The organism is Gemmatimonas sp. (assembly GCF_044344655.1).
Lineage (GTDB): Bacteria > Gemmatimonadota > Gemmatimonadetes > Gemmatimonadales > Gemmatimonadaceae > Gemmatimonas.
In genome coordinates this window covers 180183-196153 of the sequence record NZ_JBIJCN010000001.1, presented here as the reverse complement: position 1 = coordinate 196153, position 15971 = coordinate 180183, and the positions used below count along the sequence as shown (strand labels likewise).

The window sequence follows — 15971 nt, the reverse complement described above, 5'->3', positions numbered from 1 at the left end:
GTGGTCACGGGGGCTGGCGCAAAGCGCCGGCCCCCGTGTTCGTTTCAGTCGCATGGTTTCTCCGCGCGCCCGTTGGCTCGCCGCCCGCACCCGCAATGCTGCGCGGCACGGCCTTGTGATGGTCGGCTCCGGCGCGGTTGTCATGATCACGGTGTTGTTGACCCTGATCCTGGTCCCGCGGCAGGCCGATCGTAACCTCGCGGCCGCCCTGTCTCTGCTGCCGGCCCCGCGAGATACGCTGGCGCTGCAGACGATGCGGCGCGCCGCCGTCGATTCACTCGCCGCCGCAACCGCCCAGCGCGCCGCTGCGCTCATGGCCGACGCCCTCGCGACCGACTCGCTGGGGCTGGTCCCCGCCGACTCCCTGACGAGTGTGACGGCCCTCCCATCGGGCGATTCATTACTCGCTGCGGTGCGGCAGCAGCTGCTGCGCGCGCGACAGACCCCACTGGTGGAAAGCTTCCGCGCCCTGGCCGATGCGGCGCTGGTGCGACCGGGGCTTCGTCAGTCCGGTACAGTGCGCGCCCTGCGCGATTCCATCGAACAGCTCCATCGCGCCCGTGAGGCCTACGCGGCGTTGAGTGGCCCCGATGCCCGATACGCCGCGCTGACCGCGCGCCTCACTCGGCTTGGTGCGCAGCTCGTGCAGGTGGTGGAACAGGAACTGCCGGCGCCGGGTGATGCGCCCGTCGTTTCCCCTGCGGCCGCCCCCGCCGTGATAGGCAGCCCACCGCCCGATGCCTTGCTCGCCGACGCGGCGCGTACTGCGGAACAGCACCTGGGGAGGATCGACCGTGCCCTTGCTGATGCGCGCACCTTCAATGAGGCACTTGCCGCCCGCAAGGCGGCGATGCGTTCACGCATGAAGGTGGCCATTCCACCGGTGGCGATGCTGCTGGCGTCGCTGGTGCTGGGCGTGGTGGCCGGATTTTCGGTGGCGCTGTGGCGCGAGCTGCGACACCCCACGGTGGGGGATGCGCGGGAGCTCGAGATGCTCACCCATTCGCGGGTGATCGTGCATGATCGTGACGCGGGCGCCCGTCTCGGGCGACCCCCACGACGCGGCGATGCGCTGGTGCCCGCGTTGTCGCCCACCGACGACGCCTGGCCCCTGCTGCACCTTACCTTGTCGCACATCGGCAGCATGGCGCGGCATGTCCAGGTGCTTGCCGATCGCCCCCTGCTGGCCGGTGCCGTCGGTCTCAATCTCTCGGCTGTCGCGGCGCGCGAGTCGCGGGCCACGGCGCTGGTGGACGCGGCCGAGCGCGCCGGCGCGATCATTCCGCTGCTGCCCGCTTCGGTACTGGAAAGCAGCGGCACCCGCGCGGCCGACACCGACGATCATGACTGGGATGTCTCGCGCGAGCTGTCGCTGGGACGTGATGCGGTGGTGGCGCTCGTCCTGCCCCGCCGCGCGCCGTCGTACCGCTACCGTCCCGCCAGATCGGCGAGTGATGCGACCATCGGCCACGGTGGCGCCGAGGACACCGACGCACGCCGTGCCCTCGACGGGCGGCTCCGGCCCTTCGACTTCGTGGTGTTCGTGACCGACACCGCGCGCGCGCCCGTGCTTCCCCCCGATCGTGACCTGGTGCTCTGTGCGCGGCTCGGCGTGACGCCGCTCGCGTGGCTCGCCAGCGCCGTGCGCCAGGCCGACGACGACGGTCGTCGCATCCGCGCCGTGGTGCTTTGGGCCAGCGACGTGCCGCTGGCCGGTTCGCGTGCATCCGGCTAGTCTCCGATCCATGTGGGCAGATACACTCTTGTCGCTCGAGCAGGGGCATCTCCTGCGTCTGGGCGTGTGGGCGATCCTGAGCGTGCTGGGGGGCACGGCCCTCTTCGCGTCGTTGACCGTGCGTCAGGTCAGCGCGCCGCTGCTGCGGCATTTCGCGATTCAGACCGCCGCGTGGGGTGTCGTCAATGGCCTCATCGCCCTCTGGGCCTGGCGGGGCCTGGCCATGCGCGACTTCGCCGGGACGCAGAAGCTGCTCAACATTCTCTGGCTGAACACCGGTCTCGATGTGGGCTATGCTGCCGTCGGGGTCACCCTCATGATCACCGGGTGGCGCTGGGAGCGTCGTCTGGGCGCTGTTGGCGCGGGTCTCGGGGTGATGGTGCAGGGGGTGGCGCTGGCCTTGCTCGACCTGCGGCTCATTCTGGCGATTGGTCCGTTGCGCTGAGTCCTTCATTTCGAAAGAACCTATGGAACCTGTCATTCCCGACCTGCGCGATGTGTCGCGCGCCGATGCGTATGCGCAGCTCCTTGACATGCAGCGCCTGCTCCTCGACGACAGCACCGACGCCATCGCCGGCATGGCCACGCTGAGTGCCCTGCTGCATCACGCTTTCGGGCACCTGTGGACGGGCTTTTACCGTGTGGTTACCCCCGGGGCCCTGCTGCGCGTGGGGCCCTATCAGGGGTCGCTCGGTTGTCAGGAGATCCTCTTCGGCCGTGGGGTGTGCGGCACGGCGGCAGCCGAGCAGCGCACCGTTGTGGTGCCCGACGTCCACGCGTTTCCGGGGCATATCGCCTGCGACGCCCGATCGAAGAGCGAAATTGTGGTGCCGGTGTTCGATGCGACGGGCGCATTGATGGCGGTGCTCGACATCGACTCGCCAGTCCACGATGCGTTCGGCGACGCCGACGTGGACGGCCTCGAGCGTTTGGTGGCTTGGTTTGCCCGGACGACGTAAGTTCCCGTCCCCGCCTGACGCCGAGCCTTCCCGTCGGTTCCGCCGTCACCTGCTGACGCCCTGCTGACGCCCTGCTGCCAATGACCGGACCCATGACCGGCTACTCCGATCGGATCAACCACGCCTTCGCGTTCGCCGCGAAGCATCACGATCAGCAGGTGCGCAAGGGCACACGATTGCCGTACCTCACGCACCCGGCCAACGTGGCGGTGATTCTCACCCGCTACGGCTGTGGTGAGGACACGATCGTGGCGGGGATCCTGCACGACGTGGTGGGAGATAGCGTGCGGGAGGGCATGACTCGCGACATGCTCGAAGAGCGCATCGATCACAAGTTCGGTACCGGGGTACTCGCCACTGTCCTGGCGGTCACGCAGCGCCGGGTGGACGACGATGGCATCGAGATGTCGGCGGAGGATCGCAAGGAGGACTATCTCCAGCGACTCTCCCTCGCCGCCGAGGACGCCCTCTGGGTGTGCGCCGCCGACAAGGTGCACAATGCCAACACCATTCTCTCCGACCTGCGCCGCACGGCCTTTCCCGAGACCATATGGGGGCGCCTCAGCGCCGGCCGCGACGGCACCGTGAAGTGGTACCGCCGGGTGGCGGACCGTCTGCGCGAGATCGGCTTCCATGCGCCGATCGTCGCGGAGCTGGAGCACGCGGTGGCCGGGCTCGAAGGGGCCTGACTGTTTCCGTCGTAGCGCCGTTCCTCTCCCCTCTCACCTCTCACCGCTGACCGACGCCCATGTTCCTGCCGCTTTTCGTCGCGTCTCTCTCTCTGCAGCCCCAGCCGCCCAAGGCTGCCACGCTCGAGATCTCTCCCGCCGAGCCAGTCGTGGTGGCCGAGGACACACTGCGTCTCCGGGCGCGCGTACTCGATGCCAATGGGCAGCCCGTGTCGGGCGCCACGATCCGGTTCATCGCTGCCGGTGGTCGCTTCGAAGGCGGGGTGGATCCTGATGGTCTGGTGCGCTCCGGTTCCACGGGCACGTTGCCGGTGACGATCGTGGCCCAGATGGCGGGGCAGCCCACCATCACGCGTCGCGTGGAGGTGCGCATGGTGCCCGGCCCCGCGGCGAGCATTACGCTCGACGCGGCCCCCGGCCGGCTCGTGGGCGGACAGCGCATCGTGCTCGTGCCCACCGTGAAGAGCGCGGCGGGGGACGTGCGCAGCGATCGCGTGCAGTGGAGCAGCAGCAATACCGCCATCGTGGCGGTCAACGCCGACGGCCTGGTGGAGGCGAAGGGCGTGGGGCGCGCCGTGCTCACGGCGCGCGTGGACCGCGCGGTCGCCACGCACGCGGTGCAGGTGGTGGCCGGTCGCATCGGCACACTCGCCATCACGCCCTCCGCGAAGGACGCCCGCACCGGCGATGTGATCCGCTTTGCCGTCAGCGCGAAGGATGCCGCGGGGCGCGCGCTCGCTGGCCTGACCCCCAGCTGGAGCTTCAGCCCCGGTCAAGGTGTGATTGACCGCGACGGCGCCTTCACCGGCTACGAAGGCGGCACCTATGTGGTGACCGCCACCCTCGGTACGCAGAGTGCGCAGGCCGTGGTGCGCCTTACGCCGCGTGATGTGCGCCGCCCCGCGACCGTCGTGGGGCGTCTGCCGCGCACCGGTTTCACCACCGAGGAAGTGTGGCTCCATCCCACGCGCGAGATCGCCTACCTGGGCACCGGCTCGGGTGGGGATCGCATGTTCACGATCGACATCACCGACAAGGCCAAGCCGGTGGTGACCGATTCGATCGTCGAGAACACGCGTCGCGTGAACGACATCATGACCAGCCCGGACGGCAAGCACCTCGTGTTCACGCGCGAAGGCGCGAGCGATCGCAAGAACGGCATCGTGATCGCGACCCTCGACGATCCGCTGCATCCGAAGAAGTGTGCCGACTACACCGAGGGGCTCACCGGCGGCGTGCACAGCACCTTCGTGTACAAGCAGGAGAAGTGGGGCACGCACATCTATCTCACCAACGACGGCACGGGTGCCATCCACATCATCGATTGGAATGATCCGTGCAATCCCAAGACGGCGGCGGTGTGGAAGACGCCGCGTCCGGATGCCGGCCGTTCGCTCCACGACATCGATGTGCAGGACGGTCTTGCCTACCTGAGCTACTGGAACGACGGCCTCGTGATTCTCGACGTCGGCAACGGCGTGAAGGGCGGCTCGCCGAGCAATCCGCAGGTGGTGAGCCAGTACAAGTATGACCTGAACGACATGTACCGGCAGGTGGAAGCGGCGGGTGGCCCGGGCTTCATTCGCGGGACGCACACCGCCTGGCGCCACAAGAACTACGTCTTCATTGCCGATGAGGTGTTTCCCGCCGCGCCGGTGAAGGGGGCGAAGGATGCGAGTGCCGGTCGCGCCTACGGTCGCCTGCAGGTGATCGACGTGAGCGACGTCAGCAAGCCGAAGAGCGTGGCGTTTTATGAGCCCGAGTACGGCGGTGTACACAACGTGTGGGTGGCTGGCGACACGCTCTACATGGGTGCCTACAACGCCGGCTTCCGCGCCTTCGATATCAGCGGAGAGCTGCGCGGCGACCTGCGTGCCCAGCAGCGCGAAATGGTGCACGTACACACCGGCGACATGGACGGCTACGTGAAGAATGCCGCCATGACCTGGGGCGTGGTGGTGCGCAATGGCCTCGCCTACGTGAACGACATGTACAACGGGCTGTGGATCGTGCGCATGGACCCCAAGCCCGAGCCCAAGAAGACCGCGATCGTTCCATGATGCGGCGGGTTGCCATGCTTGTTGCTGCCGGTGTCGCCGCCGCATCCACGGCGGCGGCGCAGGGGGCACCGTTCCCGCAGAAGACGTACACCGCGCTGGTCGCGAGCGAGAGTGTGGACCGCGTGGCCGTGATCGAGTTCGGGCCGCAGGGCGCGAAGGTCGTGCGGCAGCATGATGTGGGGGTGATGCTGGCCGATCCCGACGGGCCGCACGGCCTGGCCGTGACCCCCGATGGGGCGCACTACTACGTGACCACCGCGCACGGCACACCGTACGGTGTGCTCTGGAAGTTCGACACGCGCAGCAATGCGTACGCGGGGCAGGTCATGCTCGGCAATTTCCCAGCGACGGCGCAGGTCACTCCCGACGGCAGCAAGGTCGTGGTGGTGAACTTCAACTTGCACGGCGATATGGTGGCGAGCGACGTGAGTGTCGTGCGCACCGACAGCCTGCAGGAAATCGCGCGCATCACCACCTGCGCCATGCCGCACGGCTCCCGCGTGAACCGGGCGGGCACGAAGCATTACAGCACCTGCATGATGGACGAGCAGCTCGTGGAGATTGATCTCGACGGGCTGCAGGTATCGCGCCACTTTCTCCTGACCAAGGGGGTCGAGCGTGGCATGATGGGTGCGCCGCTGGTGCGCGGCGCTGATGCCGCGCATGCGGGGCACGACATGAGCGGGCACGGTCTGGCGCAGCCCGCAGCCGGGAGCACCACGTGCTCGCCGACGTGGGCGCAGCCCAGCGCCGACGATCGTACCGTATGGGTGGCGTGCAATGGCACGAGCGATCTCGTCGAGATCGACGCGGCATCGTGGACGCTGCGTCGTCGCATTCCCGCGGGGAACGGCGTGTACAATCTTGCCGTCACGCGGGATGGCACGAAGCTCGTGGCCACCAACAAGCGCGGGCAGAGTGTGAGCGTGCTCGATACGAAAACCGGCGCCACGCTCGTCACCCTGCCCACACAGCGGCGGGTGGTGCACGGCGTGGCGATCACGCACGACGACCGCTACGCGTTCGTCACGGTCGAGGGCGTGGGTAGCGAGCCGGGCACGGTGGAGATCATTGATCTTGTGGCGCTGAAGACGGTGGCGCGCGTGGATGTGGGGCAGCAGGCGGGCGGCATCGATGTGCTGCCGGCCCGCTGAACGGCGCAACAGCGGAACAGCAGGGCGGTAGCGGCGCCCGCCGTTCCCCGCTGCCGTGCCGTTGCGCGGTTCGGACGTTACGCCGTCACCGCGTACGTGCGTTCCACGTACTCGTTGAGGATCACGAGGAACTCCGGCACGATGTGGTCACCCTTGAGCGTCGTGAACAGCTTGCCGTCCACGTACACCGGCGCCTTGGGCTCCTCGAAGGTGCCCGGCAGCGAAATGCCGATGTTGGCGTGCTTCGACTCGCCGGGCCCGTTCACCACGCACCCCATCACGGCGACCTTCATGTCCACCACACCGGGCTTGTTCTCGCGCCACACGGGCATCTGCTCGCGCAGATAACCCTGGATGTCTTCCGCCATGCGCTGGAAGAAGGTGCTGGTGGTGCGGCCGCAGCCCGGGCAGGCCGTCACCTGCGGGGCGAATGAGCGAAGGCCGAGTGATTGCAGAATCTGCTGCGCCACGAACACTTCTTCGCGGCGATCGCCCCCCGGCTTGGGGGTGAGCGAGACGCGGATCGTGTCGCCGATCCCTTCACTCAGCAGGATCGCGAGCGCCGCACTCGATGCGATCACGCCCTTGTTGCCCATGCCGGCCTCGGTGAGCCCGAGGTGCAGTGGGTAGTCGCAGCGCGCGGCGAGGCGGCGGTAGCACTCCACGAGGTCGGGCACCACCGAGATCTTCGCGCTCACGATGATTTTGTCATGCGCGAGCCCCACTTCTTCCGCGAGGGCGGCGGAACGCAGCGCGCTTTCCAGCATCGCGTCCATGTACACGTCCTTCGCGTCGCGCGGCGTGGCGCTGTTCGCGTTGGCGTCCATCATGTCGGTCAGCAGGTTCTGGTCGAGCGACCCCCAGTTCACGCCGATGCGCACGGGCTTGTCGTGATCGATCGCCGCCTGCACGATCGTCGTGAAGTTCGTGTCGCGGTGCTTCGTGCCCACATTGCCCGGATTGATGCGGTACTTGTCGAGCGCCGCGGCCGTCTTGGGGTACTTGGTGAGCAGCAGGTGGCCGTTGTAGTGGAAGTCGCCGATGAGCGGCACGTCGAGGCCCTTGTCCTCGAGGCGCTGGCGGATTTCCGGGACGGCCTGGGCCGCTTCGTCGTTGTTGACGGTGATGCGCACCTTTTGCGACCCCGCCTCGAACAGCGCGGCAACCTGATCGGCCGTGCCGGCGGCGTCTGCCGTATCGGTGTTGGTCATGGACTGCACGACCACCGGGGCGGAAGAGCCCACGGGGACGCCACGCACCTTCACGGTGACCGTAGCGCGACGACGACCGAAGCCGGAAGCGGAAGACGACACGATGCGAAAATCCTGTTGAGTGCGGCGGGACGATGGCCCACGCGAGCCGGTGTGGCAGCCACGGGGAAAGGTAGCGCGTTCCGGCGGTCCTCCCCAAGTTCCGTGCATGAACGCGCCCTCCTCAGACGAATATGCCGCCGCGTCGGCTGGTGCCGACCAGCCCGCCGCCGGTACCGGCGGGACCCCGGTCCCCCCCCGCACGCCCACGGCCTCGTTCCTCCGCCGGCACTGGCTCGGGGTCACGGTTTCCGCGATGCTTGGCCTTCCCGCCCTCGGATTCGCCGCCTGGACCGCCGTGGCGCTCTCGTGGAGCTATTCCGACGGCACGCGGGCAGGATACGTGCAGAAGATCTCGCGCAAAGGCTGGCTCTGCAAAACGTGGGAAGGCACCCTGTACACCGACATTGCCAAGGGTTTCCGCTCCGACAGCTTCTCCTTTTCGGTCCGCGATGATTCAGTGGCGAAGGCCATCGCCGCCCTCAGCGGAAAGCGGGTGACGGTAACCTATGCCCAGCATGTCGGTGTCCCAACGTCGTGCTTTGGCGAAACCGAGTACTTCGTCACGGCCGTCCAAGTAACACCGGAGTAGCCGGGCGAATGCCCGGCACCGCACCCGGCGACGGGTTCGGCAGAGGAACTCCCCATTGTCTTGTCACTGGAGGAATCATGAAGCGCACATTGCATGCATTGGGATCGGTCGTTGGCCGTATGGCGGCACTCGCGGCACTCGCGGCCTTCGCGGCACCGGCCGCGCTTTCGGCGCAGGTCACCACGACCGAGAAGCCGGTCATGTTCGGCATCAGCGGCGGCGTCTCGCTCCCCACCGGTGACTACACGGCAGGCTTGCAGACCGGCTACGCTCTCGCCGGACACCTATACATCACGCCGGCGACGTTCGCGTCGCTCCGCTTTCGCGGTGATGTCACCTTCGACAACTGGAACTTCGAGGCCGCCAACAACGGATCGTTCCGCTCCCTCGGCGTTGTCGGCAACGTTCTGTACGACTTCCCCGCCGCGGGCACATCGGCCACCCGCCCCTACCTGCTTGCCGGTCTCGGGGGATTTGACTCCAAGGAGTCGGTCGGCGGTCAGAGTACGACGCACCTCGGCTTCCAGATCGGCGGCGGCCTCGCCTTCCAGCTCTCCGGCTTCACCACCTTTGCCGAGGCGAAGTTCGTGAACGTGTTCACGGATGGGGCGAGCCTGCGCTACCTTCCCCTGACCTTTGGCGTGCGGTTCTGACGGCCGTCTAGGGAATCCGCGTCGGTGACGGCCAGTCACGACTCGGCAATCTTCTCTCTCCCGGACAAGGAAACTGATGCATCGGAACGTGCGTCGTGGACTCATCGCGACACTTATTCTTGCCGCTCCCGCTGTTGTTCAGGCGCAGGGAGCTGGTGGCCGGTTGTCCAAGACCACGGGGCTCTCGCTTGGCGCGAGCTTGACCGGCGCAAGCTTCAGCACCGCTGAAAACGGTACGACAACCACGGAAAGTGGCGCCGGTTTCCAGGTCGAAGCCATGTACGGGCTCAACAAGCGTTTCTCTATTGGTCTCGAGTACGCCCGCGCGAATATCGATGCCGCTGAAGGACTTGGTCAGTACGCCCTCTCGCATATCGGCGGTGTGGGTCGTCTCTTCTTCCGCGACGATACGAAGCGTGCGCGCCCCTACGTGGAAGGCGTCCTTCTCCGCCGAGAGATTGCCTCCGACATCTTTGATGCGTTCAATGTGAAGGCGCGCAGCATCGGCGGCGGACTTGGTGGGGGTGTGCAGATCTTCGCCAAGCCTACGGTCGCCTTCGACGTGTCCGGACAGTATGCCTCTGGATCCTTCGGTGACTGGACGGCGAACGGTGAGTCTTTTCCGTTCGCTGATATGGCGGCGACCAGCTTCACATTCCGGGTCGGTGCGCGCTTCCTCGTCCGCTGAGCTAGGCGATACTCGGACACAACGAAGGGCTGCCGTTCGGCAGCCCTTCGTTGTGTCCGGGGAGGGTACGCCTATCGAAGCGGCACCGAGAACCCGGCGTAGAGCTGCCACGCACGGTTGCGGACCGTCTGATCCTTGACGACGTCCGTGACCCCGAGCACGTAGCGCGCTCCAAGCGTGAAGAGGCGGTCGTTGGCCATCGGGAAATCGAGTCCGCCACCGAACGCCAGTCCGGCGTCGAACTTCTTCACATCGAACGCGATGTCGGGATCGCTATCGAGGGTAGAGCAGTCGACTTCTCCCGACACGTCCGCTGTCGCCGCCTTCGCCTCGCACGACGTCTGATAGGCCAGGCTCACGCCTCCCGACACGAACGGCCGGACCCCCTCGGCTGTGAAATCGTAGCGCAGCAGGATTGGCACCTCGATGTAGTCGAATTTGAGGGTCAGGCTCTCGCTCTGATCTGAGGCCTTCGCCCCCTTCTGGGAGTAGAGGCCGTTGAGCTCGAGCGACAGCCGCTCGCGCAGCGGCAGCGTGAGCGACACACCGCCCACGAACCCTGTGCGCGTGTTGGCATCATCGACATCGGCGCCGCCAAGCGTGGCGAAACTCACGCCGCCAAGCACCCCCAGGCGGGCTGGGGGGAGCGATTGGGCAAGTGCCGAGGTCCCGGTCATCAGGCTGGCCGTGATCACGGCAGCGAACAAGACGCGCTTCATACTGCCTCCATGAAAAAGAGCGCCTGCCGACCCACATGTCGGCAGGCTGAGCGTCATGGTGGGTTTGCTGAGGTCCGCCGAGTAGGGGAAAATGTCTGACGCGCGTCCGATTGCGGCGGGGCGGCCGCGTGGGGTGGTGCATCCGCCTTACCCTTTCGAGCTCGACAGTAGAGATTTGGCGGGCACCACAGACCCCTGGTGCCGCCAAACCATTCTCCGAGGAGAGAGTCATGAAGAAGGGCATGCTGTTCGCTGGCGTTTCCGCACTGATGCTGTCGGGCTGCTATCACGCGATCATCGATACGGGCCGGGCGCCGAACGGCACCACCATCCAGCGTCCGTGGGCGCACGGGTTCGTGGCCGGTCTCGTGCCGCCCTCCGTCACGGAGACGGCGAAGCAGTGTCCGTCCGGTGTGGCCAAGGTGGAAACCAAGCACTCCTTCCTCAACATGCTGGCCGCTAGTCTGACATGGGGGATCTACACGCCGATGACCATCACGGTGACCTGCGCCGGCAACGCCGCCGACGCCGGGATCCCCACGGTGAAGGCCGAGGCTGGGAAGCCGTCGGACGCGGTGCAGCAGGCGGTCGAGCTGTCGCAGGAAAAGGCTTCCGCGGTCCTCGTGCAGTTCTGAGTCGCTCAGTACACACGCGTCGTACTCGCCGGGCGTTGCGACACGTAGCGCCCGGCGATTGCGTGTGTGCAGTTTGTACGGATGAGCGCTGCCAAGGGGAATCCCATCGTCATTGTCGGGGCCGGCGTGGCCGGCCTGATCGCTGCCATTGACCTGCAGCGGGCCGGGCGCCCCGTCCTGCTGCTCGACGCCGCCCCCACCGTGGGGGGGCGCGTCCGCACCACGGTGCACGATGGGCTCGTGATCGACCACGGCTTTCAGGTGCTCTTCACGGCCTACCCCACGCTGCGCCAGTACGTGGATGTCTCCACGCTGTCGCTGCGCCGCTTCCTCCCCGCCGCGCGGATCGCGCGCGACGGCAAGACCAGCCTGATCGGCGATGCGCTCGCGAATCCGGCGCTGTTGCTCGACACGATTTTTGCGGGCGCGATCGGCCTCACCGACAAGCTGCGATTGCTGGCGTTGCGCCGCTTCGCCCAGCGCCTCTCGATCGACGACTGCTTCGGTCCGCGCTACGCCACCATCAGCACGCGTGACTTCCTGCTCGCGCGCGGCTTCGGCCCGGCGGTCATCGACGGCTTCTTTGCGCCGTTCTACGGCGGCATCCTGCTGGACCGCACCCTGGCCACCACGGCCAGCGTGCTGCTCTTCACCTTCAAGATGCTCGCCGAGGGCGATACGGTGATCCCTGCCGGCGGCATCGGCGCGCTCACCGCGCAGCTGGCGTCGCAGCTCAAGCCGGGCACGGTGCATCTCAATGCGCCCGTCGCGTCGCTCGTGGTGGCGGATGGCCGGGTGACCGGGGTACGACAGGCGGACGGCCGGGTGATCGACGCCGCGCAGGTGGTTCTCGCCACCGACGCGCCCATGGCGGCGCGTCTGGCGGCCACGGCAGGCGTGACACTCCCCGAACCCACCGGCGCGCGGGGGTGCACCACGCTCTACTACACGGCACGCACCTCGCCCATCCCCGGGAAGGCGCTGTGGCTCAACGCGGCCCCCCACGCGGTGATCTCGCACGCCGTCACTCTCACCGATGTGGCGCCGGAATATGCCAGCCACGGGCGCACGCTCATCGCCGCCACGGCGGTGGGTGCACCGGCGGATCTCGACGATGACACCCTCGATCGCGCCGCGCGTGCGGAGCTCGCACACATGGGCAACGTATCGGCGGAGCAGAGTGCGCTCGACCGCGTTGCCCTCTGGCGCGTACCTTATGCACAGTTCGAGCAGGCCCCCGGCTGGCGGGAACAAGGTCCGGGCCCGGCGTGTGGTATCCCGGGGCTCTGGCGTGCCAGCGAAACCCTGCACTCCAGTTCTCTCGAGGGGGCCGCACGCGGTGGCCAGATGGCGGCGGCGGCCTTGCTGCAGGTCTCGTAATCCTTTCCCACGGCTCACCATGCGCCACCGTCACGTCGTCACGGCCTCACTCGGGATTCTCATCGTCGGCCTGTCGTTCCTCCCTGCCGCGCTCGGTGCACAGGGCACGCTGCGGGAGCAGACGGCCGGAAAGGCTGCCCGTCCGCAGCAGATCATCGCGGTGAATCCGTTTCTGCCCCTGTTTGGCTACTTCCAGGCGGAGTTCGAGCGCAAGCTCAAGGACAACCTCAGCGTCGCGCTGGGCGGCTCCGTGGCCCCGTGGAACAACGACTACGCCAACCTCGACGCCAAGCTGCGCTTGTATCCACAGGATCGTGCGCTCGAGGGGCTGGGGTTTTCCGCCGGGCTGGGGATGGCCCGGGCGAAACAGGACAACACCTACGACGTCTGCACAGCACAGCCGTCGTGCACGCCGGTCGAACGCGCGGGTCAGTGGACGACGGCACCGACCGTGTCGATCGAAACGCAGTACCAGTGGCTTATGGGGCGCTCGCGCTCGACAGCGGTTACGGTCGGCGGCGGCGCCAAGCGTTATTTCTTCAGCGACGATGCGGCCGTCGGAGGCCTCATGCGTGTGCTGCCTACGGCACGACTCACGATCGGATGGGGGTTCTGATGCGGATGGTTTCCATCGGCCGCGTTGGCCTGGCGTTGATGCTCGCTGCGGTAACGACCGTGGCTCCCGACCGTCTCGCCGCACAGGCGACTGATCCGGCGCGCAACGCTCCGCCACGCACGATCATTGCCATCAACCCGTTCCTTCCGCTCGCCGGCTATTTCCAGGGGGAACTCGAGACCAAGCTACGCGACAATCTCGCGGTGGCGGTCTCCGGCTCACACACCAAACTGGACGACAGCTACACGAGCGTGGATACGAAGCTGCGCCTTTATCCACAGGAGAAGGGGCTCGAAGGCTTCGCCATTGCCGCCGGTCTCGGGTACGGCAGGATTTCCGATGTCTCGTCGTACTACTGCCCGGAGCTTGGTCCCTGCACGGAAACACACCGCGCCGCCTCCGGCCCGACGTTCTCGGTGGAAACACACTACCAGTGGCTCTTGGGGCGCTCACGGCACACGGCGGTCGCGATCGGCGGCGGCGTGAAGCGCTACTACGTGGACGACCAGCCGCAGGGCTTCGAGGTGTTCACGGAATACGTGCCCACGCTGCGGTTGACGATCGGCTACGCGTTTCGCTGACATGAACCGGGGCCGCGGCTTCGCCGCGCCCCCGGTGTCTGTGCCGGCCACACGGCCTCACGCCCGTGCGGTCACGTAGCGCAGCAGTTCGTGCAGGTGTGATACGGTGTGCACGGCCCCAGCGGCGAGCAGTCGTTCCGGCGACACGAGTTCGGCGTAGCCGATCACGGTCATGCCGGCACGATGGGCGCCAAGTACGCCAAGCGGGCTGTCTTCCACCACGATTGTTCGCGCCGGCTCCATGCCGAGCTGCGCGGCCGCGTGAAGAAACAGGTCGGCGGCGGGTTTGGGGTGCGCTACATCCACGGCAGAAAAGCGGCGCCCATCAAAGCGCGCCAGCAGCCCGGTGGCGCCCAAGGTGGTGCGCATCTTCTCATGTTCGCCGTTCGACGCCACCCCGTAGGGCACCTGCGCGGCATCGAGTGCATCGAGCACGTCATGGATCCCGGTCACCGGCTCCACTTCCTGTTCGAGCGCCACCTTCACGTCAGCGTAGAAGGTGGGCAGCAAGTCGTCGGGCGGTGCGTGCCCCAGCTGCTCCGTCACGATCTCGAGGCACCGCGCCATGGAGTTGCCAAGGTACGTGGCAAGGGACTGCTCGGTGGTCGTGGGCAGTCCGCGCTCAGTGAGCAGTCTTGCCCACACGCGACTGGTGATGCGCTCGCTGTCCACGAGCACCCCATCGCAGTCGAACAGCACGCCGTCGAAGCGCGAGCCGTTGAAGACGAAGCCCGACCCGAGCGACGGAGCGGTCACGTCGCCGAGCCGATCGCGCGCGGCGCCGTCGTCAACGACGCGCGCGCCAGCTCGATTTGCGCCGCCACCGCGACAGGGCCCGTGCCACCGGCAATGTTGCGTGCTGCGAGCGACGCCTCGGCGCCGAGGGCGTCACGTGCATCGCTGCCGAAGAGCGCGTGCGCGGTAGCGAAGGCCTCGGCGGGAAGCGCGGTCATTTCGATGCCGGCGTCTTCCGCCTGCCGCACGAGTGTTCCCACCGCGCCATGCGCCTCGCGGAACGTGGCGCCCTTCTTCACGAGATAGTCAGCGAGGTCGGTAGCCATCATCGCGCTCGATACGGCGGCGCGCATGCGGGTGCGATCGAAGCGCAGCTCACTGATCGCGCCGGCCATGGCGGGCAGCACCAAATGCAACAGGTCGATCGCATTGAACAGGGCGCGCTTGTCGTCTTGCAGGTCCTTGCTGTAGCCGCTCGGGAGCCCCTTGATGGTGCCCAGCAGTGACACCAGGTCACCCAGCACGCGGGCACCGCCGCCACGCGCGAGTTCGAACACATCGGGATTGCGCTTCTGTGGCATCATGCTGCTGCCGGTCGAGAAGCCGTCGCCGAACTTCACGAAGCCGAACTCGCTCGATCCGTAGATGATCAGATCCTCGGCGATGCGCGAGCAGTGCACCGCCACCATCGTGCAGGCGAACATCGTTTCGGCCACGAAATCACGGTCGCCGGTGGCGTCGATGCTGTTGGGGGAGATGGCGAGGAAGCCCAGTTCGTCGCGCAGCAGGTCACGGGGCACCGGGAACGCGGATCCGGCAATGGCGCCGGAGCCGAGCGGCAGGGTGGCCGTGCCGCGCGCGGCGTTGGCCACGCGTGTGCGGTCGCGGTCGAGCGGCCAGAAGTGCGCGAGGAGCCAATGCGCACCACTCACCGGCTGGGCGCGCTGGAGATGGGTGTAGGCAGGGAGGATGGCCTCGGTGAGCGTCTCCGCCTGCGTGAGCAGGGCCTGCTGCAGATCGCGGATGGCCGTGTCGAGCTTGTGGCACGCGTCGATGGTCCAGAGCCGGGAGGCGGTGGCCACCTGGTCGTTGCGCGAGCGGCCGGTGTGCAGCTTGGAGGCCACGGTGCCGGCCTCCTCGTGCAGCAGCCGGTCGATCATTGTGTGGATGTCTTCGTCGGTCGCGATGGGCTGCGCGCCGTCGGCGATGCGCAGGGCCACGCGATCGAGCCCGCTGCGCAGTGCCTCCGCCTCGTCCATGGTGAGGACGCCGGCCTTGCCGAGTGCCAGCGCCCAGGCCCGCGAGAGTCGCACGTCGTGCGGCCAGAGGCGGAAGTCGGTGCTGATGGAGCGGTTGATGGCGTCGAGCAGCGGCGAGGGGCCGCCGGCGAATCGACCGCCCCAGAGCTTATGGGTGCCGGAATCGTTGGACATCGGAGAGACGATGAGACTTGAGAGATGAGAGA

Annotated in this window: 17 protein-coding genes; 13 read left to right on the top strand and 4 right to left on the bottom strand. The window is 67.3% G+C overall.

Going from position 1 to position 15971, the window contains the following annotated elements; translation table 11 throughout:
* Positions 1–52 precede the first annotated feature (52 nt).
* The 6 genes from ACIQ51_RS00970 to ACIQ51_RS00945 all read left to right on the top strand — a co-directional run bounded on the left by ACIQ51_RS00970 (position 53) and on the right by ACIQ51_RS00945 (position 6597).
* The gene (locus ACIQ51_RS00970; RefSeq protein WP_396203124.1) at positions 53–1735 is read left to right on the top strand and encodes a hypothetical protein; all 1683 of its coding nucleotides are present in this window, start codon (positions 53–55) and stop codon (positions 1733–1735) included.
* Positions 1736–1745: 10 nt separating this feature from the next.
* The gene (locus tag ACIQ51_RS00965; RefSeq protein ID WP_396203123.1) at positions 1746–2180 is read left to right on the top strand and encodes a DUF6992 family protein; all 435 of its coding nucleotides are present in this window, start codon (positions 1746–1748) and stop codon (positions 2178–2180) included.
* Positions 2181–2202: 22 nt separating this feature from the next.
* The gene (locus ACIQ51_RS00960) at positions 2203–2694 is read left to right on the top strand and encodes a GAF domain-containing protein (RefSeq protein WP_396203122.1); all 492 of its coding nucleotides are present in this window, start codon (positions 2203–2205) and stop codon (positions 2692–2694) included.
* 80 nt (positions 2695–2774) lie between these two features.
* A complete protein-coding gene (locus tag ACIQ51_RS00955; RefSeq protein ID WP_396203121.1) occupies positions 2775–3383 on the top strand; it encodes an HD domain-containing protein in 609 nt (202 codons plus the stop codon).
* Between the two features lie 59 nt (positions 3384–3442).
* A complete protein-coding gene (locus ACIQ51_RS00950) occupies positions 3443–5443 on the top strand; it encodes a hypothetical protein (RefSeq protein ID WP_396203120.1) in 2001 nt (666 codons plus the stop codon).
* Entirely contained in the window at positions 5440–6597 is a 1158-nt protein-coding gene (locus tag ACIQ51_RS00945) for a YncE family protein (protein ID WP_396203119.1), read from the top strand. Before ACIQ51_RS00950 ends, ACIQ51_RS00945 begins: the two co-directional genes overlap by 4 nt.
* 77 nt (positions 6598–6674) lie before the next feature.
* Here ACIQ51_RS00945 and ispG read toward each other — a convergent pair whose 3' ends face one another.
* Positions 6675–7910 carry a flavodoxin-dependent (E)-4-hydroxy-3-methylbut-2-enyl-diphosphate synthase gene (gene ispG, locus ACIQ51_RS00940; protein WP_396203118.1) on the bottom strand — a complete coding sequence of 412 codons (1236 nt, stop codon included), beginning with the start codon at positions 7908–7910 and terminating at the stop codon, positions 6675–6677.
* Between the two features lie 106 nt (positions 7911–8016).
* Here ispG and ACIQ51_RS00935 point away from each other — a divergent pair, with 106 nt between their 5' ends.
* From ACIQ51_RS00935 to ACIQ51_RS00925, 3 genes are all read left to right on the top strand, one after another.
* Complete coding sequence (locus ACIQ51_RS00935) at positions 8017–8499, top strand: hypothetical protein (protein WP_396203117.1); 483 nt, start codon at positions 8017–8019, stop codon at positions 8497–8499.
* A 77-nt stretch (positions 8500–8576) separates the two neighbouring features.
* The gene (locus ACIQ51_RS00930; protein WP_396203116.1) at positions 8577–9152 is read left to right on the top strand and encodes a hypothetical protein; all 576 of its coding nucleotides are present in this window, start codon (positions 8577–8579) and stop codon (positions 9150–9152) included.
* A 76-nt stretch (positions 9153–9228) separates the two neighbouring features.
* The gene (locus ACIQ51_RS00925; RefSeq protein ID WP_396203115.1) at positions 9229–9840 is read left to right on the top strand and encodes an outer membrane beta-barrel protein; all 612 of its coding nucleotides are present in this window, start codon (positions 9229–9231) and stop codon (positions 9838–9840) included.
* A 71-nt stretch (positions 9841–9911) separates the two neighbouring features.
* On the opposite strand, the gene ACIQ51_RS00920 is transcribed toward ACIQ51_RS00925, so the two are convergent.
* Positions 9912–10559, bottom strand: coding sequence for a porin family protein (locus tag ACIQ51_RS00920; RefSeq protein WP_396203114.1), 648 nt, complete (start codon positions 10557–10559; stop codon positions 9912–9914).
* Between the two features lie 230 nt (positions 10560–10789).
* On the opposite strand from ACIQ51_RS00920, the gene ACIQ51_RS00915 reads away from it, so the two are divergent.
* From ACIQ51_RS00915 to ACIQ51_RS00900, 4 genes are all read left to right on the top strand, one after another.
* Positions 10790–11194: a Bor family protein gene (locus tag ACIQ51_RS00915; RefSeq protein WP_396203113.1), complete on the top strand. Its 405-nt coding sequence runs from the start codon at positions 10790–10792 to the stop codon at positions 11192–11194.
* A gap of 81 nt (positions 11195–11275) precedes the next feature.
* Positions 11276–12574, top strand: coding sequence for an FAD-dependent oxidoreductase (locus ACIQ51_RS00910; protein ID WP_396203112.1), 1299 nt, complete (start codon positions 11276–11278; stop codon positions 12572–12574).
* A gap of 19 nt (positions 12575–12593) precedes the next feature.
* Positions 12594–13190, top strand: a complete 597-nt coding sequence (locus tag ACIQ51_RS00905) for a hypothetical protein (protein WP_396203111.1) — start codon at positions 12594–12596, stop codon at positions 13188–13190.
* Positions 13190–13771 (top strand): hypothetical protein, encoded by a 582-nt coding sequence (locus tag ACIQ51_RS00900; protein WP_396203110.1) that lies wholly within the window; start codon positions 13190–13192, stop codon positions 13769–13771. Before ACIQ51_RS00905 ends, ACIQ51_RS00900 begins: the two co-directional genes overlap by 1 nt.
* 57 nt (positions 13772–13828) lie before the next feature.
* On the opposite strand, the gene ACIQ51_RS00895 is transcribed toward ACIQ51_RS00900, so the two are convergent.
* Together ACIQ51_RS00895 and argH are read right to left on the bottom strand one after the other, a co-directional pair.
* Positions 13829–14527: an HAD family hydrolase gene (locus ACIQ51_RS00895; RefSeq protein ID WP_396203109.1), complete on the bottom strand. Its 699-nt coding sequence runs from the start codon at positions 14525–14527 to the stop codon at positions 13829–13831.
* Positions 14524–15939 carry an argininosuccinate lyase gene (gene argH, locus ACIQ51_RS00890; protein ID WP_396203108.1) on the bottom strand — a complete coding sequence of 472 codons (1416 nt, stop codon included), beginning with the start codon at positions 15937–15939 and terminating at the stop codon, positions 14524–14526. The genes ACIQ51_RS00895 and argH overlap by 4 nt, the downstream gene beginning before the upstream one ends.
* Between the last annotated feature and the right edge of the window lie 32 nt (positions 15940–15971).